This is a genomic window from Dyella lipolytica (genome assembly GCF_030160075.1).
GTDB lineage: Bacteria > Pseudomonadota > Gammaproteobacteria > Xanthomonadales > Rhodanobacteraceae > Dyella_B > Dyella_B lipolytica.
This window is the reverse complement of record NZ_BSNQ01000003.1, coordinates 1451448-1470688: the sequence shown is the minus strand read 5'-3', so window position 1 is coordinate 1470688 and position 19241 is coordinate 1451448. Positions and strand designations below refer to the sequence as shown.

Here is a 19241-nt window from a genome sequence, read left to right as displayed (position 1 = left end):
GGTGGATAAATTGATCGACGGGGACGGAAGAGTGCGAGGTTTCGACTTCTTCTGGCGCTTTGAGCGCAAGGGTGTATGTCCGCTATCGACCCGAAGCGGACACGATGGATGAGTACCGGCAAAATTGAGCGACGAAAATATCGCGATATGGGCTGTCGATAGACGGCACTAAATTGCCATGTTATTGGCAGCTCCTGTCCCTGTGCTTGTGCCAACATACTTTCTGCATTGGAGGCACGTCTTAGGGGACGGATATGGGCAGAAGATGTTCAGCGGTTCTTACGTTGCGGTTGGTAGCGTGTGCCGGTGCGTTGATACTGGCGGCATGTAGTACGGTGCCAACCGCACCGGTCACTTGCGCTGCCACACCGGCACGGTGCGCGGTAATCGGCGACAGCAAAGCTGGTTACGACGATCCTTACCGCGTTTTCATCCGCATCCAATCTGACCTTGACCGAATTGCCGCCGGCCAGCCACGACGCACCGTTCCCGCCGGTGCCAGTCGCGATCCTATGGAAAGCATCGTGGATGCGTATGCGGCCTACTTGCAGCATGACGGCACACGCATGAACGAAGCGCTTACCGTCGCCGTGGATAGCGCCCAGCAAAAAATGCAGGGTATGTCCCAGTGGCAGAAGCCGATGTACGAGACATACAACGCACACCTGGCTGACGTCCTCCGTACCAGTCAACCGTTGCCGCATCTGCTGGCGGCAATCCGCATCGTGGACACCGCGCTGTACTACGAGACCGGCGGTTTGAGTCCTGAACAACGGGACGACCAACTAGGGATGCACAGTAGCACCCCCCAACCGCAGGCTGGCCTATGGCTGCGCCTGCCGTGCCGCACCTTGCATAGCCACGAAAATGATTTCGCGGCCAACGCGGATGCATTAAAAAGCTTGCCTGGTCCCTTGCTGGATTGCCCCAGTGATGACCAGGCCATCACGTCACTGGTCGGCATTGCGGGCGCGCCCCGGTTGTTGAAGCCACACCAGACGCCTGACTGCCCAAATGGTGTCGCACGCGATGGCACGTGCTATGCGGCCATCGCGCCATCCAAACCGTCGCCACCGAGTCCGCGCGAAGTGGCTATCGCCAGCATGGCCACGCATCCTGACGCGGCCGACCCCGTGCTGAAGCAGGCTGCCGAAAAGGATCTGCGCGGCGAACTGGATTATGCGCTGTTCCTGCATGCCTTCCGCCCGCGCACGCCGGCGCGCGACGCACAGATCCAGCATCTGCTCGACGACGTACAAGCCAAGTCGTATGTGCATCAAAAGCCGACTGGCGAATTCCCGATCACCGCCTACGACGGTAGTGACGATTCGCTGGTGCCACGAATCATTCTCGCATCAATGGGTGAGGACCGGAGCGTGTCTCAGTACGCCATTTCGTGCGATGTACTGCAAGCCAGACCCGCGCTGGTGGCGGCTACGCAGGCGCGCTATGGCAGCAACATGGACAACTTTCTGCCGCGCTCTGGTTGCGACGAAGCCGGTGACCCTGCCGGCTACCCCACCGAAGCGGTAGCCACGTTCAGCGATGATGCGACCAATGCTGACGGCCATTTCATCGACAACTTCGGTGGAAGCATGGTTTATGGCTTCGAAAAGGAGCAGAACTCCACCGAGACGGCGCTGAAGGTCGATCCGGCGTCCTTCCTTTTGCCCGTCGTCGCAAATGTCCAGGACTATCCGTATCAGAACTGGGGCTACCTCGGGCTCAACAACTACCGCATTAGCTTGCGCCTCATAGCCGAATTTGAAACGGCTCAACGAAAACTGGCTGACTACTACGTCACGATGCACATGTCTCATGAGCAAGGCATGCAAGCGGCGCGGAATGGACTTTTTGCGTTAGTGTTCGGAGGTGACTGCGGCCAGTCGATGCCGGACACCTCGCCGCGTGTACTGCTTCTCAAGCACGCGCCATTGCTGGCGATACAGGCGGCATTGGACAAGGACGACCACAGCGACGAACTTCTGGCGGGATGCGCGCAGTTCGGCGGTATCGACCCGTTGCTGCTGATCGCCTCCGGCGGTTATCCCGAGGCACTTGATCTACTGCTCGCCCACGGTGCGACGGTGAATGACGGCAACACCATCGGCAAAACGGCATTGATGGAAGCGGCGCAGTTCAATCAGGGGCAAAGCGTGCACATGTTGCTGCAGCGTGATGCCAATCCCAATGCCACGACATGGCCGGCCAACGACGACGCATTACTGCATCATGATGGACGCACTGCGCTGATGTATGCCGCTGCCAATGCCTCGCTATCCACGATCAAATTGCTGCTGGTTAGTGGCGCTGATCCGTACCAGACGGATAGCAAGGGCTTCCGCGCTATCGACTACCTGCTTGGCTATGGCCCAACGCCACCCAATCCGGTGTTGAGCCACTCTGATCGCGTCAAGGCACAGGAATTGTTGTATTGACGTCGCGGAAACGTAGGCGTGCCCTTCTGGCCTGCGATCGGTCTTATCGGTGAGGTTGTTTATTAACGAGCTTAAAGGGTCCGCTTTCGACCCAAAGCGGACGTTATCGGTCAGCATCGATGACGGCTCTCACTGGGGAATGGAACGGCATCTAGACGCCTGGAGAATGCAAACAATGAGCTTTTACATATGAACGCCGGCAATCTCGTTACAAGACTCGATAAGCGTAGGATCGCCATGACGGCGCTTTTCATTTTCGCTGTTGTACTTGTCGCGATCAGCGTGTCCCTTTTTCCATTGATGCGTAAGGCGCTGGCCGATCGCGAGGCTCAGCGAGCTGATCGTGAGGTTCAAAGGATTGCAGCTAAGTATGCTAAGGGCTTGACGCCGTGCGTGTATGAATCGAGTGATATTGATGGGTGGCTGCAAAAGTATCTGCCCGGGCCTCCCACCGTATCTATTTATGTAATGCCTTCTTTTTTTTCGCCGGTGGCCGTTCGGCTCGTTGGCCAAGACCTTTACTATTTCGAGTTGAACTTCCCTCTGTACGACATAGGACGTACTCCGCCTCCTAAGTTCGATCCACGTGGCGTACCAACCGTTTACCATTCCCGCGTTTCAAGCGAGATAGCACAACGATTACCGCAGGTGCTAAGCAGCGATATCAATCACGCTCAGGCAGTCATGCCGCAAGGGCTCGATGGAACCACTTACTTCTTTCACGCGTCGCCAAAAAGCTGCGCCATGACCTGGTCGCCTTCTTCTGGCACGCGAGCAGCAGATTTCGTCGAGCTTTTCAATCAGCTTGCCCGGCACGCTAAAACAAAGGATCCAACCGAGTTGGCGGCAAGCGAACAGGCGATTCTCGCCATCCTCAAATCACTGCAATCGACTTAGTTTGCACCTAACATGATGTCTAGGAGAGTGCGCATATAGAGGGCGAAATTCTCGGATAGATGGGGGGTAGCTAGCGATGTCCGCTTTCGACCCATAGCCGACATCGCTAACAGCGCGCATCCCTTCAGGCATCCTCCAGTTCATGTGACAACTCACCCAAATTCCGCCCCGTGCTTCCAAAGCTCGCTCAATGGCTTGCGCGTAGGGCCGCACACAAAGATATCGGGGTGATCCCGGCTTTCCTCATTGACCACTCCCAATGCGTTAGCCGTGTGGCCAGCAAGGCGGCAATCGCTGAAAAGCTCATCGGCGCGTTCGTGTGAACTACCTAGCACGATAAATGTGGTGGGTGGCGTCTGCGGATAGCCGCGCAGCCATCCGGAATTGATCGTGCTGATCGGTGCGGGCAGGTGGTAGTGCTGACCCAGTAGGGCAATAGCGCCGTACTCGCCATAGTTACCCACGGCAATGCCCAGGTTGGCTTGCTGTTCCGCAGGCAAGGCATCACGAATGACAGCCACTTGCGCAACGATTTCGTCCCAGCCGATTTCTTCGCGGAGGTCGCCATTGTGTTTGAGGGCAAAGTCTCGCAGCGGGCCGCTCGATGCGATGGGTACGATGTTAAGCGCCGCATAGATGCCGATGGCAAAGACGCCGGTAAACATCAGTGTAGTAATCCCAACACGCCAAGCGAGACGCAGGGTGCGCAACCATCGCTCTCCCACGACGGCTCCCATGGCCAGCAGCATCGGGTAAGCGCCACAGGTGTAATAGAAGCGTCCCTTTGCAAACAGGAACAGCAGGAGCGGTACCACATACATCCAGGCAAGCATGCGATAGCGGCGGTCTTTGCAGTAGGCGAACAAACCCGCCAGCCATACAGGCGCTGCGAACAGGTTGGCGTTCACTAGGAATTGATCACGCAGAAAGCCATCCGCGCGCCCCTCGCTTACGTCACGCGCGTGGATCGCTTGCAGGAAATGGTAGGAAACGAAGTCGTGCCTGACGAGCCAAACGAGGTTGGGGGCAAACACAAGTAGCGCGATGGCGCCGCCGGCCCAGAACCAACCATTCATGACATATCGCCGCGCGTCGGTGAGCAGCACACCCACCAGCACGCCAGCGAGTTCGAATGCCATCGAATACTTGGTTTGCAGGCCAAGGCCGGCGAGTATGCCAATCGCCACCCACCAGCGTGGCTCATCGTCTCGCATCAGACGAATCACACACCAGGCGATAAGCACCCACCACAATAGATCGAATGAGGAATACTGGAATTCCGTCGCCTCGAACATCGGCACGGGCGACAGCGCTACCGCGATGGCCGTAAAGGTCTGCGCCAACCGGCCGCCGCCCAGATCGCGAGCCATAAGACCGCTGGCGACAATCACCAGGATTTGTGCGAACACCGAAAACACTCGCAAGCCCACGAGTGACAGACCGAACATCTTGAGGCCCAAGTGCTCCAGTGCAGCGGTCAGGGGCGGGTAAGGTACAAAGCCCCAATCCAGATGCTGTGCATCACTCAGGAATTGCCATTCGTCACGGTGAAAACCGTACTGCCCGTTGGTCAACATGTGGGCTGCGCCGAAGAGCACAGCTATGACGAGCACCGGCACGACACTCCCTCGGTAGCCTGGCACAGCGTTCTGAACTGGAACACCGGTCGTAGTCATGGACGCATCCTTGAAACAGGTTGACTGTTCGCCCCATGCCTATCCGGCTCCCCGGGCGGTGATTCTTGTACTCTCCTAAGATAACCAATGTCCGGTTTGGACCCAAAGCGGACATAGTCCACGGTCGCAGTTGGTCATACGATTGGAGAGGGTATGGATAGCCGCGCGTGCTCACGGAAGAAGATCTTTGATCAAGGTTTCCACAAACAGTTCCTGACGGTAGCGTTTGCTTTCATTTCGGCGCTCTCGACCGACGCTCATACTGCAGCCCCGGAACCTATCGCGCCTAACGACACAACGATTAGCCTGACTCGCTCGGCCTGCTATGGCGAATGTCCTAATTACACTGTGGTGATCCACGGTGACGGACGAGTGCGTTTCAGCACGGAGGTAGAGGCGGTCAGCGGCTCTGACGTTGTATTCCGTCAATTCGCCCGATCACAGGGCGTGCTGCTGCCAGGTACCCATGAGGACAGCGTCCCTCCCCAAAACGTGGCGGAACTGATCGCGCAATTCCAGCGTGCAGGCTTTTGGCAACTGAAGGATCGCTATGCGGCAAGAGTTACGGACAGCCCCACGCAAATCATCACGCTCGTGGTTGGTGGTCGGCATAAGCAGGTGATCGATTACGTGGGCACTGAAGTCGGCATGCCTCAATCGGTGCGAAACTTGGAAGATGCCATCGATCGCGTGGCTGGAACGGCACGCTGGGTGGAAGGCAATGCCGCACTCATTCCATGGTTGGACCGGCAAGGCTTCGATTTTCGTTCAGTGCAGGCAAGCGAACTTGCTGTTGCTGGCGAACGGGGCAGCGCCGACGAAGCGATGGTGCTCGCACTCCTCGATCGAGGTGCGAGCCTGAACCTTCCCGTCGACGACAGTCCGGTGCCACGCAAGGTCGCGGGTGAACCAGAGCCGGCCGGTATCCTGCTGATCCAGGCAACGTTCCGCCGAGGACATGTGCGAGTGTTTGAACGTTTGGCCGTGAACGGCTGGCTTGCTCGCTGGGGTAAGGATAAAGCGGAGGAAGCGTTTGCTGAGCAGGCCGCGGGCTGCTCGCCGGAGCTGGTCGACGCGGTGGCTGCCGCAGGTATCAACATAGATGCCGTGGAGCGAAGCATTCCCGGGACAGATTGGCAGGACGTACAAGGACGCACAGCGCTCAACGTACTGGGCGACACCTATACGTGTGGCTCGAATAAAGACGCTAGGGTGCAGACCGCGCAGCGGTTGCTGGCTCATGGCGCGAACCCCAATCATCGTGACAGCGAGGGCCATACTCCGCTTTACGAGGTCGAGGATCTGGACCTACTCAATCTGTTGCTGGCCAACGGAGCAGACGCCACCATTAAATCCAATAAGGGGGAAAGCGTGGTTTTCGGCAGTTGGACCGATGCGATCGTTCTGCGCCTGCTGCAAGCCGGGGCAAGTCCTGCAGGGCACTATGAGGACGGAGCGACGTTGGTCCAGCAAGCGGCAATCCGCAAGATGCCACGAGTTGCGAAGTGGCTGGCGGATCACCCCGAGGCATACCGGCGTTGACGTGCGCGAATAGGTGGCGCGTTTCCTAATGGAAAATTCCTTTTTTTGCTCAGTTTTTTTATTTCTGGAGATGCTCATTAAAAGGCGGGTTTTGCTGAGCATTCATGAAATTGAGAAAGGTTTGGCAAAGACCAGAAAGGAAGACGATTGGTGTGTTGCCTGTCGCAAATGTAAAAGAAAAAAAAGGGGTCAGAGTACTTTTCTATAGAAGTGGAAGTAGAAAAAGTGCTCCGATCCCTTTTTTTTTCTGACCCTTTTTTTGGTCAGGTGCTCTGCCGTGATTGCAATCTAGACAAATCGAATAAATAAAAATGACTGAACAGGTGAAGATACATTTTCGGCTGGAACAAGACGAAGACGGCTACCCCGAAGTTGCCGTGGAATCTGTTTGGGCAACAAAGGGTACGAAATCGGGCGAATACGTTCTCGATAACATCCCATTTTTTTTCCGAGGCGCCACCGTGGGGGACACGGTCAGTGCGTACGAAGATGGCGGAAATCTGTGGTTTGCTGGTTTAACCCAAAGCTCATCCAATTCATTGGTGCGTGTTGTTTTTTTTGACCGTGAATGCCAGCCAAGGATCGCCAAGGCACTCAGTGGCCATGGGTGCGAAGTAGAGTATTTTGAAAAGTACAATCTTCTGGCGGTCAGTATCCCAGGCAACATCAAGCTCTCTGATGTACAAGCCTATCTTGCGCTTGAGACCGATGCGGGAAGCATTGATTACGAAGAGCCGATTTTAAGACAGTAAGCACACGGGCAGTACCTGCAGAAAAAAGGGTCCAGGAAAAAAAGGGGGTCAGAGCACTTTTTCTACTTCCGCTTCTATGGAAAAGTGCTCTGACCCCTTTTGTGCACCGACCGGTTGAACCTGCAACCCAAAGCAGACCTAACAAATCAAATGTCGAACGATGAGTCGTGCCCGAAACAATTGTTGGCACCTGAACGCTAGGCCTATTCGTTGTATGTTGATCTAAGAACGTTGCTAACTTGCCGTGCAAAAAGCAGGGAAGGGATCATCATGCGAGTCGTAGTGCGAATTGCCCTCATCGTTATGCTGGTGCTTGGTCTAACTGGGTGCTACCACATCATCGCCATTCCCGACGTTGCGACTGCAGCGGTATATGGCCCGAATGTTCCCATCCGATCGTTGAGGCCGCAGGAGGTGGCGCGGTTGTCGAGTTGGATTAAAGCGCACGACGCGGGCTGGCGAGACTTGATGGGAATGCCTTCTACGCCAATGACGATGAGGATCGTCATGCGTGAACCAAACAACCAACAGAGCAACCTTGATCTGTTTGAGTCGAAGGATGGTACGGCCATGGTGCACTTCTACGCGCCAAGTCCGGCGCCCCCTCTCAGTCGCTACTTGTCTGAAGCGGATGTCGCCGCCCTCTTGTCAACAGTAGGAAACTAACGTGGCGTTCAACGCGACCGCGGCGTATCACCGCAACAACCCAGCGCCTCGCGCGGCGCATCAACTGAGGCGTTAGGTGACGCAAGGAGCCTCCGATGCAGTTGTTGGTGAACATCGACGTAAACGATCTCGCCAGTGCCATTTCCTTCTACTGCGGCGCGTTTGACCTCACAGTGGGTCGTCACTTCGGAGCAGACGGCGTCGAGTTGCTCGGCGCTTCGTCTGCGATCTATCTCCTGGTCAAGGCCGAAGGCAGCACACCTTCCGCCTCCACGAGTCAGAAGCGCACGTATGAGCGTCATTGGTGCCCAGTTCACCTGGACTTTGTAGTGCCTGATATCGACGCGGCATTGCAAAGGGCCATCTCGGCGGGTGCAACGTTGGAGCAGCCGATTCAAACATCCAAGTGGGGCAAGCTAGCTCTTTTAGCTGACCCGTTCGGTCACGGATTCTGTCTGGTGCAGTTTCTTGGCAAGGGCTACGACGAAATCGCACAAGGCTAGAATCATTCTTCCGACGTATCGATGTTTGCTCAAGCCTAAAGAGTTACCGCCTTGGGAAATTCCGCTACAAGGTGATCTAGAAAAGCACGGACAGCTGGCAGCAGGCCGTGTCGGTTGGGAATCAGGGCGGTGATGGTGGAGTCACCTGCTTGCCAGTCCGGGAGTACGCGAGTCATTTCGCCCGATCGAACTTCGTCGCGGCAGGTATATCCGGGCAGCGCAACAATGCCCAAACCATCGAGCGCGGCCTGTTTCAGGGAAATGATGTCGTCGCCTAGCAGGCGAGGGGTGAGCGGAAGTGTCAGCTCTTCCCGTGCACCGCGCACGGGGCGGCTCAGGTGCCACGCGAGCGCTATACCGTTTCGCATCATAAACAGGGATGCATGTTGGGCTAGTTCCTGCGGCGTCGTTGGAGTACCGACGCGACTGAGATAGTCCGTGCCGGCAAACAGATACCAGGGCACGGGTGCGAGGGTGTGTTGAACGAGACTCGAATCCGGTAAGGGAGCCTCGTGGGCGCGAATGGCCACGTCGAAATTTTCGCCTACGATGTCGACGTTCCGATCGGTAGCGTGCTCGACGAGGTTGACCTTCGGGTGCTTCGCAATGAAGTCACTGACCATCTTCCGCATCGCGAATTGTGCCGTGATGACCGCGGTGGTAAAGCGGATCGTGCCCGACGGCTCAGACAGTCGTTGGCGAATGACACTCTCGGCTTGCTCCGCACGCTGGAGCATACCGACGGCGTGTTGATAGAACTCCTCGCCAACGTCGGTCATGCCGAAGCGGCGGGATGTTCGATTCAGGAGGCGAACCCCAAGATCGCTCTCAAGCCGCTGTATTCGACCGCTGAGAGTTGATTTGGGCACCCGCAAGATCCGCCCCGCGGACGTAAATCCACCGCGGTCGACGACTTGGACGAAGTAGTAGAAGTCATTCAGGTCCAGCATGGCGCCCCCATCGTTCGACTGATCGGATGATACGTCCGAGTTTTCACAACTTCTCAGACGATGGTACGCCCCTTAGCTTTGGCGATGTCGAGAAGCGCTCTGTCGCTGTCCATTCGCGCGGCCGCGGTGGCCTCCGGGACTTATCTCGATGGAGCCCACCATGGATCGACGTTCGTTTCTTCAGCAGACCGGTCTCGGCGCGGCCGCAGCCGCTGTGGCAGCCGCGCCATCTCTGGCGGCCGCTGCAGGTCAATCACCTCGTAAGACGAAAGCAGGAACTGCCATGTCCGATCAATTCATGACCTATACCCCTCTCACGCAGGACAACGCGGCCCTTGTCCTGGTCGACCACCAGGTTGGCCTCATGACCGGCGTTCGTGATTACTCCACCGGCGAACTCAAGCACAACGTCGTGGCGCTCGCGAAAGCAGCTCGCATCCTGAAGCTGCCCATCGTCGTTACCACGACCGCACGTGACAGCATGTGGGGCCCGACCTTCCCGGAACTCGTCGAGGCATTGCCAGGCATCCAAATCATCGATCGCTCTTCTGTGAATGCGTGGGATGACCATCGCGTCGCCGCCGCGATCGAAGCGACTGGCCGCAGGAAGTTGATCTTTGCTGGTATCTCGCTTGAGGTTTGTGCAGCGTTTCCCGCCATGACCGCCATTAGCAAAGGCTATGAGTCGTATGTGGCGGTTGATGCCTCTGGAACCTTCAGCGAAACCAAGCGCCAGGCGGGCCTGCTTCGCATGCAGCAGGCGGGTGTGATCCTTTCCGATTACGGCACGCTCTTGGTCGAGATACTCAAAGACAATGCACGCCCAGAAGCGGGTCCTGTATACGGCGCGATGGACATGCCGTGGGCCGTGCTCGTGGGTCAGGTTGCCAAGGCATACGGTAAGTAGTCCACAGCGCTTAGCTGCGGTGTTGTTGTCGAAGAGGGCGATACGCAATCGTCGCGATCGCCCTCCCTTTCGTTCTTCGCGTCAGCGGATCGAGTGGCGCGCAGGCGTCATTGGCGACTCATCTCTTCGAATCCCGCAACAAGAGCGTCCAGCAGGTGACGGACGGCGGGAACCATGCCTCTTCGGGAAGGGAAGATCGCGTGCACAAGTCCTGGTGTCGTGGCCATATCCGGAAGAAGGTGTCGTAACCGACCGGCCTTGATATCGGCATCGACAAGCTCCTTTGGCAGTAACGCAATCCCCGTGCCTTGCATCGCCGCAACGCGCAAGCTGGCCAAGTCATCCGTCGCCAGTCGCGGTTGATGGACCCAGGATGTCACCACGCCCTTGCTGTCTACCAAGTTCCATACAAACCTTTCGTTGTTGCTGGACATGGCAAGGGTGGGCCAATCGCTTAAGGATTCCATGGAACTGGGAGCAGGGTGGCGAGCGATCAATGCCGGGCTGGCAACCAGAATCTGCACGGACACGCCGAGTTGCCGGAAGGCAAGGTCGGTATTTTCCAGCGGCGGAAGTCTCACTCGAATGGCGAAGTCCAATCCTTCTTCAATCACATCTACACGGCGATTGGTCGCATCGAGAAGTACTTGAACTTGCGGGTTGTCCTGAACATATCGGGAGATGATGGCGGCCACACCCGCAGTCATAAGCGCAACCGGGCAGCTCATGCGAACGATGCCCTGCGGCGTGGTTCGCGTCTGATCGACGATATCTTTGGCGGCTACCGATTCGGCGACTAAGGCAGCGCAATGTTGATAGAACTGTCTGCCCGTCTCCGTTAGCGACAGAGTTCGACTCGTTCGATTTAGCAGGCGCACGCCGAGTTCCTCTTCCAGTGCGCGAATCCGCCGGCTGAGCTTTGAGGTTTGCACGCCAAGACTGCGAGCAGCTGCCGTAAAACTCCCGTGCTCGATCACTTCCGCGAAAAGCCGAAGATTATTGAGGTCCGTGATCTGGTTCATCGGTAGGCTCCGGTGTGCGCCTATCGTTCTACCAGTGGCAATGATCCTTTGCAAACTAGGAGATATGCCTAGGATTGTTGCCCGTTTAGCATTCTTCCAAGGCCCAAATCACCCCTAAGCAAGCCGGGTTCCTGATTGGGTAGCCGTCCCATACCGGGGCGGCGGCCGAGAGGACTTGAAGATGCTTACACACCGACGCTGGGAATCATTGGGCCATGCCGACTTCGGCTGGTTGCGCGCGAAGCACCACTTCACGGTTTTCGATGGCGGAAATCCGGAGCACGAACCCGTTGGGAATCTGGTCGTGTGGAACGATGACGAGATAGCCGTTGGCGGCGGATTCCCGTTCCATGGGCACAAAGACATGGAAATCATTACGTACGTCCGACAGGGCGTGCTCGGACACCGGGACAGTCTGGGATCGGAAGGGCAGATCCATGCGGGCGATGTCCAAGCGATGAGTGCCGGCACAGGCATACGCCACGCTGAATTCAACAAGGGCGATGAGCCGCTCAAGCTTTATCAGATTTGGTTGCAGCCGCGCACGGCTGGTGGCGAGCCGCAGTGGAATACGAGAAAGTTTCCGAAGGACGATCGCTCCGGCCGCTTTGTCGTGCTTGCCAGCGGCTTTTCAGATGACGATGGCGCGCTCCCTATTCGCGCAGATGCGCGAGTGCTAGCCGTAACGCTGAAGGCGGGCGAGCAAATCCATCACGTATTGGCGCCGTCGCGTTCTGCGTATCTGGTCGTGGCATCGGGAAAGGTCGCCGTCAATGGCGAACCCATGAATGCGCTGGATGGCGTTGCGATCACGCATGTGACGAACGTTGAGATCGTTGCGTTCGAAGATTCCGAGCTGGTGATGGTGGACACCGGCTGAGCCATTTTTTCCGACTCCACCTTGTCATTTTATCTAGACATTTCTTGTCAGGAGGTTTTTATGGAACGTTATACATTTCTTCCGGTACTAGGTCGCATCTTGCTTGGTTTCCCATTCCTCATGAGTGGTTTGAGCAAACTCGGCGCTTACGCTGCGACAGTGGGCTATATCACTGCAGTCGGTCTGCCTGCGCCACCGCTCGCATTTGCTATTTCGGTGATTTTTGAAATTGGCGGTGGTCTTCTGTTGTTGTCGGGCTTTCGCGCCCGCTCAGCATCCCTGGCCTTGGCGGCGTTCTCTCTTGCTACGGCGGTTTTCTTCCACCACAACTTTGCCGATCAAAACCAGATGATTCACTTTCTTAAGAACGTGATGATGGCTGGCGGTCTTTTGCAGATCACGTATTTCGGTGCGGGCGCTTTTAGCCTGGACAACCGTATCGCACGCACGAGCACGCACAAGGTGTCTGTAGCTAATGCTTAAGAGTGTGGGTGTACCGAGGCGGTCATTTGCCCGTTAGGGTAGGTGATCGCCTCTTCTTTGATTGCTTCGACACCTAACAGTTATCGCATTTCACAGATACTTGGCGAGGGAAATGCGCTTTGCATCACGGGCTGAGGCAATGACAGCCTATTCGCCAAAGCCCATAACGAATGCTTGTTTACATTCACTCCTTCGGCTTGTAGAAGCCTGACCAGGGCATGACAGCCGTCATGCCACTTGCGAAGGAGACTGCCATGGTAAGTCGATTCCTTGCCGCGCTCTGTTTGCTGCTCGTAGGGATTGCAAGTACCGGAAGCGTCCAGGCTACGCCGATATCTGTCTATGGCGCCTGGTTATGCTCTAACGACGGTTGCGCATGGAGCACCGTGCGCAACATGACGGACTTCGACACTAACAACAATTGGCTGATCAATCGCGGCGACGGCTCCGGCCTTCCTTCGGTCAATCTAGTGGTATTGGCATTCGCAGACCCATTGGTGGTGTTGAACAACGACAGCTTTCCCGTCGGCATAACGCCGGCGATCGTGCAGTACTTCACGTCCAAGGGCGTGCGGGTGATGGTCTCGATCGGCGGAATCACTTACACAAGCAATTGGGATTCCGCGCTGGCGAGCAACCCGACCCAGTTGGGTATCAATGCCGCCAATCTTGCCAAGAGCTTGGGCGTTGGCGTCGAGATCGACTATGAGAACGGCACGCCGAACACGGCGGGTCTGACTGCCTTCGTCAACGCATACCGGTCAGTCAACCCGGTCGACATGACCGGTGCCAACCCCGCCGCGCGCCTGACCGTGGATCTGGGTGCAGGTGATCGCTATCTGGGTGCCATGGCCACGTGGGCCGCGCCCTTGTTGAGTGGCACGACGCCAACACTCGACTATGCCAATGCGATGGTGCCGTCCAAACAACCTAGCGCGTCGGCCGCCGAAGCGAATTGGAGCGAACATATCAACGGCGAGCCGCAGTATGCGCCGCCGATTCCGCCGTTGGCGCCGGCGCGCTTTACCGGCAGCTTGTACATCACCGACAGCACGAAACCGATCCCCGAATGTATCAGCTTCGGCACGTCGCTCGAGCTAAGCACGGATACCTTCGTGCAGACCGTCGCACCCAACGGTGGCGGCACCACGCCGGGCATGCTCGGTTACATGTTCTGGGCTGCCGAGGCACCGTCGTCGCGCAACGTGACGACCGACCCGCCGAACGCCTGTACTAGTGGTGTGGGAGTAGGCGCCAAGACCTACGACATTCCCATCCCGATGCCGGCACTTACTCGCTACTGAGCGAAGCGCCAAGAATAGGGGGGCATCACTTCGCCGCCCTAGTCAGTAGGTTGTAGACGCCCATCTCCGATCATCGCGGAGATGGGCCATTCCCGAACCATCCTTCTCCGGCCGCGAGCGCTACAAACTGTTCGAGCGATGAACCCAGGTGTTCGATGGCGTCGAGTTGGGACGGCCGGATAGCATCGTTCAACGAGGCCAACAGCTCAAACGCTGCACTCTTTCCGCGCTCTGTCAGCGCAAGGAGTATTTGTCGGCGGTCCGACGATGAGCGATGCCGACGCACCAGACCTCCCCGTGTTAGATCATCGAGCAATCTCGTCAAATACGCGGCGGCGATCTTCGTGTCGGATTTGAGCTCCATCTGCTTGCACGTCGGCGCACCTGAAAGGCGAACGAGAACGAGCCAATGCAACAGCGACAGATGCTCGTTCGTTCCTGAAGCAAGGTGCGCCAACTTTTCCATCACATGGGTCGCGCTTTTCAATGTTCTGGCGACTTCTGCCATCTTGTAGATTGTTTCTGTCGCCGTTTGCGTGCTCACGCCCGTGGGCTGGTGCGAAGCGAGCGTCGCGCGCGCTTTTTGCCGTCTAGAATCGTGCGTCGCGTGCTTGATCATAGTTACTCCGCGCGGAAGGTTAAGCGCGTATCTACTTCGCGCTACCGGCCATATTTTTGTGAATAATCTGGGCGACCTGTTCGTCAGCGTGGGCTAACTGCTGCTGATAGACATCCGTACTAAAAGCGGGCTGCGTCGGCACGTTCTTGGCAAGCATCGGGCCGCTCCCATCGTGCAAGTCCACGGTCGTGTTCAAAGACATGCCGATACGTAGCGGATGTTGGTCCAGCTGCTGAGGGTCGGTGAACACCACGCGCACGGGAATGCGCTGCACGATCTTGATCCAGTTGCCGGTCGCATTTTGCGCAGGTAGCAGCGAGAAGGCGCCGCCCGTGCCCACGCCGAGTTCCAGGACCTTGCCGCTGTACTTGACCGCGTGACCATAGACGTCGGAGGTCACTTCCACCGGTTGGCCGATGCGCATGTGAGTGAGTTGTGTTTCTTTGAAGTTGGCGTCGATCCATACTTTGTGCAGCGGTACCACAGCCATCAGAGTTGCCCCGGGCTGCACGCGTTGGCCGACCTGTACGCTGCGTTTGGCTACATAGCCCGTTACCGGTGCCACCATGGTCGTGCGGACTTCACTGAGGTAGGCAGCACGATATTGAGAGGCGGCGGCTTTGACATCCGGATGCGACGCGACGACGGTGTCGTCCACCAACACCTTGTTGGTCTGCAGTTGCTGCTCGGCTGTCGTGAGCGAGCTCTCGGCCGCGGTCAAGGCGTCTTGTGCGTGCGAGAGTTCTTCCGCGGAGATCGCGCCAGACTTGGCCAAGCTAACGCGACGCTCGTAGTCGGCCTTTGCCTTCTGCACCGCGACCTGCCGTACTGCCACATCGGCCTGCGCACCTGACACGGTGCTATACAGGCCGCGCACCTTACGCACAGTGTTCGCGAGGTTTGCTGTGGCATTCTGCAGGGCGACATCCGCGTCTGCCTTGTCAAGCGTGACCAACACGTCGCCTTGCTTTACGAAATCGCCATCGTCGGCACCGATGCTCACCACGGTACCTGTGATCTGCGGTGTAATTTGCACGACGTTGCCGTTGACGTAGGCGTCGTCGGTATGTTCGTACCAGCGGCTTTCCAGCACGTACCACGTGCCAAAAGCCACGGCGCCAACGAGGACACATGCACTTAGGATCCGCAGCATGAAGCTACGACGTTTTTTGTTGGGTTGCGCGGCTTCGTTAGGAGCCGAAGAGATTTCAGTAGACATGATGGCTGCCTCAAGAGCGATGATGAATAAGGGAAGAAGAGTTCGCATCGGCAGCGATCGTCGACACGTTAGGAGCGGGCTCGCTTGGGCGATAACCGCCACCGAGCGCTTGAATGATTTGCACCGAGTAGTCGGTTTGCTCGGCATGCAAGCTCGCCATGCGCTCTTGGGCGATCAGCAACTCCTGGCGCACGCTGAGGGCTTCCAGATAGCTGCCGATGCCGGCTTTGTAGCGTTGTTCGGCTAGTGTCCAAGCGTCGTTGGCCGCATCGAGTGCGCGTTGCTGTGCGTCGATCTGCACCTGCAACGAAGCGAGTGCATCGTTGTCGTCGCATACCTCGTTGACTGCACGCACGAGCGTATCGTTGTACTGCGCCACGGCGAGATCATATTGCGCGTCCTTGCCGTTCAAGTCCGCACGGCGGCGACCCCCATCAAAGATGGGCAGGCTGATCGCCGGGGCCACGTCGTAGATGCGGGACTTCGCCTGGAAGAGATTGCCGCCGCCGAGTGCGACCAGGCCTGCCATCGCGGTAATGTTGACGTTGGGAAGGAACTGGGTCTTGGCTGCGTCGATGCTCTTGTCGGCCGCTTCCACGCGCCACCGCGCGGCGACCAGGTCGGCGCGATGGCCCAACAGCTCGACGGGAAGATTGGACGGCACACTCAGGGCATCGGGTGGCAACAGCTGTGGGCGAGCGATCGTCAAGCCACGATCAGGACCTTTGCCCAACAGCACGGATAGCGCGGAGCGTTCTGCGTCGATCGCGCGATCCGCCTGTGCCTTTTGACCCTGCGCACTGGCGACTTCCGAATCGCTCTGCTTGAGCTGCACTTGACTATCGATGCCAGCGGCAACGCGTTGCTGCGTCAGCTTTTGCACGTCCGTCGCACGCTCCAGCTCCGCCGATGCGACATCTTGTAGAGCGTAGGCGTAGCCGAGTTGCACATAGGCGCGAGCGACGTTCGTGGAGAGTTCTATACGCGCCGCATGTGCGTCGACTTCGGCAGCGCGCTGTTGTCCGAGAGCGGCCTCCCATGCCGCGCGTTCGCCGCCCCAAAGATCCAGATCCCATTTGAAACTGGCAGTGACGTACTTAGCGGCGCCGTTATGGCCGTTGCCAATCGGTAACGTTTTCGGCAGGCGCGCTTCGGCGACGCTTCCTGCGACGTCTACTTCCGGTTTGCGGTCGGCATCGGCTTCCGACGCTTCGGATTGTGCTTGGCGCGCCCGTGCGTCGGCTTCCGCAAGGCTGGGGTTGTCGTGCAAGGCTTCGGCAATCAGTGCATTGAGCTGGCTGTCGCCCAATGAGGTCCACCAATCGGCTTGAGGCCATGCGGCGGGCGACACCTTTACGTTCGCGAGGGTGCGCGTGACCGCGAGAGAGTCGGGGTTGATGGGCGCGCCGTTCGGATGCAGGCCGCCGGTGCTGGCGCATCCTGCCAGTGCGAGGGTCATTCCGACCGCTGCTGCAATGAGTTGAACACGCATGGTCTTAGTCTCGGTAAGTGAGGTGTGGGTTATCGAAAGGAGCGCGCAAGCGCTTCGGTCTCAAGAGCGTTAGTCGTTGGTATCGGCACCGTCGAAGACAAAGCATCAGTGACCGCCAGCCGTCGTCGCGCTAGCTGCCGCATCCTTGCTTGGATGAGTCATCCAAATCAGCGGAATGATCACCACGAAGATGACGGCGGACAGCCAGAAGATGTCGTTGAGACCGAGCATGGCCGCTTGTGCATCCAATCCGTTCTCGATGAAGGCGAGTGCACGGGAGGCACCGATCTGGAGCGCCGACTGCGTTTGTGCGATCGAGTCTGTGAAGATGGGGTTGTAGCTGTTGGCCTGTTCGGTCAGTCGTGCGTGATGCAGGATCGTGCGGTCGTTCCAGCCGGTAGCCAGCAAGGATGTTCCAACGGCACCCGCGAAGACGCGCACGAAGTTCGATAAGCCTGCAGCGGAGGGAATCTTGTCGGGTGTCAGGCCCGACAGGATTATCGCCGTCAACGGCACGAAGAACAGAGCGGTCGGAATACCCTGCAGCAGCGTTGGCAAGATCAAGGTGTATTGATCTATGTCGGTGGTGTACACCGAGCGCATGAAGAAGACAGCAGCGAACCCGACGAACGCCAGCGTCGCCAATATGCGCGCATCGGTCTTCATCATGACCTTGCCCATGACGGGAGCAAGGATCACGGCGAAAATGCCAAGCGGAGCAGTCACCAATCCCGCATCGACGGCGCGGTAGCCCAGGTACTCCTGAATCCATTGCGGCAGAAGCACCAGGTTGGCGAAGAAGATCGCGTAGGCGACCGAGATCGCAATGGTGCCGCCGCGGAAGTTGCGTACGGCGAATAGTCGTAAATCGACGATCGGCTTCTCTTCGGTTAGCTCCCAGATCACGAAGAACGCAAAGCCGATCAGTGCAAACACGCCCAGCGCACAGATCACCGGTGAGTTGAACCAATCCAGATCTTTGCCTTTGTCGAGCATGATCTGCAGCGCAGCGACCCAGCCGATCAGGGCTACCAGCCCAACCGTATCAATCGGCAAACGGCGCGTGGGCGTTTCACGATCGCGATAAACCATCCACACGACAGCGGCAGCGAATATGCCTACCGGTACGTTGATGTAGAAGATCCACGACCAGCTATACCTATCGGTGATCCAGCCGCCCAAAGCCGGGCCGGCGATGGGGCCGACTGTTGCCGTCATGGCCCACAACGACAACGCGCTGCCGCCTTTCTCTTTTGGAAACGTGGTGAGCAGCAGCGCTTGCGACAACGGGATCAGCGGGCCGGCTGCCACGCCCTGTAGCACGCGGGCCGCCAACAACACTGTGAGGTTGGGGGCTATGCCGCACAACGCAGAGGAAATCACGAACAGCAGAATCGCTCCGACGAACAGTCTGACCTGACCGATGCGTTGGGTGAGCCAGCCGGTGAGCGGGATCGCCACCGCGTTGGCGGCGGAGAACACAGTGATCACCCACGTTCCTTCGTCCACCGACACGCCAAGATCGCCAGACAGCGTGGGAATGGCGACGTTGGCGATGGAGGAGTCGAGCACGTTCATAAACGTGGCGAGGGCAACGGCGAAGGCGCCGAGTGCAAACCGGAGACCCGTTAGGGGGGCCGGTACAGCAGGGGAGGTGGATGCGTTCATGGGAGTCCGGTACGGCGATGTAGGCGTCAATGCAGCGCTTGGCGGGTCAGGGTCCGCATTCAAGATTTGTCTGGAGGCAGACAATAATGTTAGTCAACGAACAAGTCAAGAGGTAGACAGTTAGTCGACATATTAAATTCTATGTACTTGTTTTTATTGAGGTGATTGTTCTTGAGATGGATTGTCATGTAACATACAATCCAGTCACAGATAGTTTTGACCG

General features: G+C 57.6%; 16 protein-coding genes. 9 read left to right on the top strand and 7 right to left on the bottom strand.

What is annotated here, in order from left to right; genetic code table 11:
* The first annotated feature begins 335 nt into the window (after positions 1-335).
* Complete coding sequence (locus QQL64_RS07890) at positions 336-2438, top strand: ankyrin repeat domain-containing protein (RefSeq protein WP_284397912.1); 2103 nt, start codon at positions 336-338, stop codon at positions 2436-2438.
* Positions 2439-2627: 189 nt separating this feature from the next.
* Positions 2628-3335 (top strand): hypothetical protein, encoded by a 708-nt coding sequence (locus tag QQL64_RS07885; RefSeq protein ID WP_284397909.1) that lies wholly within the window; start codon positions 2628-2630, stop codon positions 3333-3335.
* 152 nt (positions 3336-3487) lie between these two features.
* Here the strand turns inward: QQL64_RS07885 and QQL64_RS07880 are convergent, their stop codons facing one another.
* Positions 3488-5011 (bottom strand): glycosyltransferase family 39 protein, encoded by a 1524-nt coding sequence (locus QQL64_RS07880; RefSeq protein WP_284397906.1) that lies wholly within the window; start codon positions 5009-5011, stop codon positions 3488-3490.
* A gap of 153 nt (positions 5012-5164) precedes the next feature.
* Between QQL64_RS07880 and QQL64_RS07875 the strand changes: the two genes are divergently transcribed.
* From QQL64_RS07875 to QQL64_RS07865, 3 genes are all read left to right on the top strand, one after another.
* A complete protein-coding gene (locus tag QQL64_RS07875; RefSeq protein WP_284397903.1) occupies positions 5165-6553 on the top strand; it encodes a DUF6438 domain-containing protein in 1389 nt (462 codons plus the stop codon).
* A 311-nt stretch (positions 6554-6864) separates the two neighbouring features.
* A complete protein-coding gene (locus QQL64_RS07870) occupies positions 6865-7305 on the top strand; it encodes a DUF4265 domain-containing protein (protein WP_284397879.1) in 441 nt (146 codons plus the stop codon).
* Positions 7306-8066: 761 nt separating this feature from the next.
* Positions 8067-8474: a VOC family protein gene (locus QQL64_RS07865; protein WP_284397875.1), complete on the top strand. Its 408-nt coding sequence runs from the start codon at positions 8067-8069 to the stop codon at positions 8472-8474.
* A 35-nt stretch (positions 8475-8509) separates the two neighbouring features.
* Here the strand turns inward: QQL64_RS07865 and QQL64_RS07860 are convergent, their stop codons facing one another.
* Entirely contained in the window at positions 8510-9424 is a 915-nt protein-coding gene (locus QQL64_RS07860; RefSeq protein WP_284397872.1) for a LysR substrate-binding domain-containing protein, read from the bottom strand.
* A 160-nt stretch (positions 9425-9584) separates the two neighbouring features.
* On the opposite strand from QQL64_RS07860, the gene QQL64_RS07855 reads away from it, so the two are divergent.
* Positions 9585-10331, top strand: a complete 747-nt coding sequence (locus tag QQL64_RS07855; RefSeq protein WP_284397869.1) for an isochorismatase family protein — start codon at positions 9585-9587, stop codon at positions 10329-10331.
* A 107-nt stretch (positions 10332-10438) separates the two neighbouring features.
* Here the strand turns inward: QQL64_RS07855 and QQL64_RS07850 are convergent, their stop codons facing one another.
* A complete protein-coding gene (locus tag QQL64_RS07850) occupies positions 10439-11353 on the bottom strand; it encodes a LysR substrate-binding domain-containing protein (RefSeq protein ID WP_284397865.1) in 915 nt (304 codons plus the stop codon).
* A 181-nt stretch (positions 11354-11534) separates the two neighbouring features.
* Between QQL64_RS07850 and QQL64_RS07845 the strand changes: the two genes are divergently transcribed.
* From QQL64_RS07845 to QQL64_RS07835, 3 genes are all read left to right on the top strand, one after another.
* A complete protein-coding gene (locus QQL64_RS07845; RefSeq protein ID WP_284397863.1) occupies positions 11535-12233 on the top strand; it encodes a pirin family protein in 699 nt (232 codons plus the stop codon).
* Positions 12234-12293: 60 nt separating this feature from the next.
* Positions 12294-12716 carry a DoxX family protein gene (locus tag QQL64_RS07840; RefSeq protein ID WP_284397860.1) on the top strand — a complete coding sequence of 141 codons (423 nt, stop codon included), beginning with the start codon at positions 12294-12296 and terminating at the stop codon, positions 12714-12716.
* A 395-nt stretch (positions 12717-13111) separates the two neighbouring features.
* Entirely contained in the window at positions 13112-14020 is a 909-nt protein-coding gene (locus QQL64_RS07835; protein ID WP_284397858.1) for a glycoside hydrolase family 18 protein, read from the top strand.
* 70 nt (positions 14021-14090) lie between these two features.
* On the opposite strand, the gene QQL64_RS07830 is transcribed toward QQL64_RS07835, so the two are convergent.
* From QQL64_RS07830 to QQL64_RS07815, 4 genes are all read right to left on the bottom strand, one after another.
* Positions 14091-14639, bottom strand: coding sequence for a MarR family transcriptional regulator (locus QQL64_RS07830; RefSeq protein ID WP_284397855.1), 549 nt, complete (start codon positions 14637-14639; stop codon positions 14091-14093).
* Positions 14640-14670: 31 nt separating this feature from the next.
* Complete coding sequence (locus tag QQL64_RS07825; RefSeq protein ID WP_284397852.1) at positions 14671-15858, bottom strand: HlyD/EmrA/EmrK family protein; 1188 nt, start codon at positions 15856-15858, stop codon at positions 14671-14673.
* Between the two features lie 10 nt (positions 15859-15868).
* Positions 15869-17350, bottom strand: coding sequence for an efflux transporter outer membrane subunit (locus QQL64_RS07820; RefSeq protein WP_284397850.1), 1482 nt, complete (start codon positions 17348-17350; stop codon positions 15869-15871).
* 105 nt (positions 17351-17455) lie between these two features.
* Positions 17456-19018 carry a DHA2 family efflux MFS transporter permease subunit gene (locus tag QQL64_RS07815; protein WP_284397848.1) on the bottom strand — a complete coding sequence of 521 codons (1563 nt, stop codon included), beginning with the start codon at positions 19016-19018 and terminating at the stop codon, positions 17456-17458.
* Positions 19019-19241 lie beyond the last annotated feature (223 nt).

Bases quoted from the DNA above. Each gene is read 5' to 3' on its own strand.
- QQL64_RS07885 (WP_284397909.1), top strand. From the start codon at position 2,628: ATGAACGCCGGCAATCTCGTTACAAGACTCGATAAGCGTAGGATCGCC.
- QQL64_RS07850 (WP_284397865.1), bottom strand. From the start codon at position 11,353: ATGAACCAGATCACGGACCTCAATAATCTTCGGCTTTTCGCGGAAGTG.
- QQL64_RS07855 (WP_284397869.1), top strand. From the start codon at position 9,585: ATGGATCGACGTTCGTTTCTTCAGCAGACCGGTCTCGGCGCGGCCGCA.
- QQL64_RS07845 (WP_284397863.1), top strand. From the start codon at position 11,535: ATGCTTACACACCGACGCTGGGAATCATTGGGCCATGCCGACTTCGGC.
- QQL64_RS07875 (WP_284397903.1), top strand. From the start codon at position 5,165: ATGGATAGCCGCGCGTGCTCACGGAAGAAGATCTTTGATCAAGGTTTC.
- QQL64_RS07815 (WP_284397848.1), bottom strand. From the start codon at position 19,018: ATGAACGCATCCACCTCCCCTGCTGTACCGGCCCCCCTAACGGGTCTC.
- QQL64_RS07840 (WP_284397860.1), top strand. From the start codon at position 12,294: ATGGAACGTTATACATTTCTTCCGGTACTAGGTCGCATCTTGCTTGGT.
- QQL64_RS07870 (WP_284397879.1), top strand. From the start codon at position 6,865: ATGACTGAACAGGTGAAGATACATTTTCGGCTGGAACAAGACGAAGAC.
- QQL64_RS07820 (WP_284397850.1), bottom strand. From the start codon at position 17,350: ATGCGTGTTCAACTCATTGCAGCAGCGGTCGGAATGACCCTCGCACTG.
- QQL64_RS07860 (WP_284397872.1), bottom strand. From the start codon at position 9,424: ATGCTGGACCTGAATGACTTCTACTACTTCGTCCAAGTCGTCGACCGC.
- QQL64_RS07880 (WP_284397906.1), bottom strand. From the start codon at position 5,011: ATGACTACGACCGGTGTTCCAGTTCAGAACGCTGTGCCAGGCTACCGA.
- QQL64_RS07865 (WP_284397875.1), top strand. From the start codon at position 8,067: ATGCAGTTGTTGGTGAACATCGACGTAAACGATCTCGCCAGTGCCATT.
- QQL64_RS07830 (WP_284397855.1), bottom strand. From the start codon at position 14,639: ATGATCAAGCACGCGACGCACGATTCTAGACGGCAAAAAGCGCGCGCG.
- QQL64_RS07825 (WP_284397852.1), bottom strand. From the start codon at position 15,858: ATGTCTACTGAAATCTCTTCGGCTCCTAACGAAGCCGCGCAACCCAAC.
- QQL64_RS07835 (WP_284397858.1), top strand. From the start codon at position 13,112: ATGACGGACTTCGACACTAACAACAATTGGCTGATCAATCGCGGCGAC.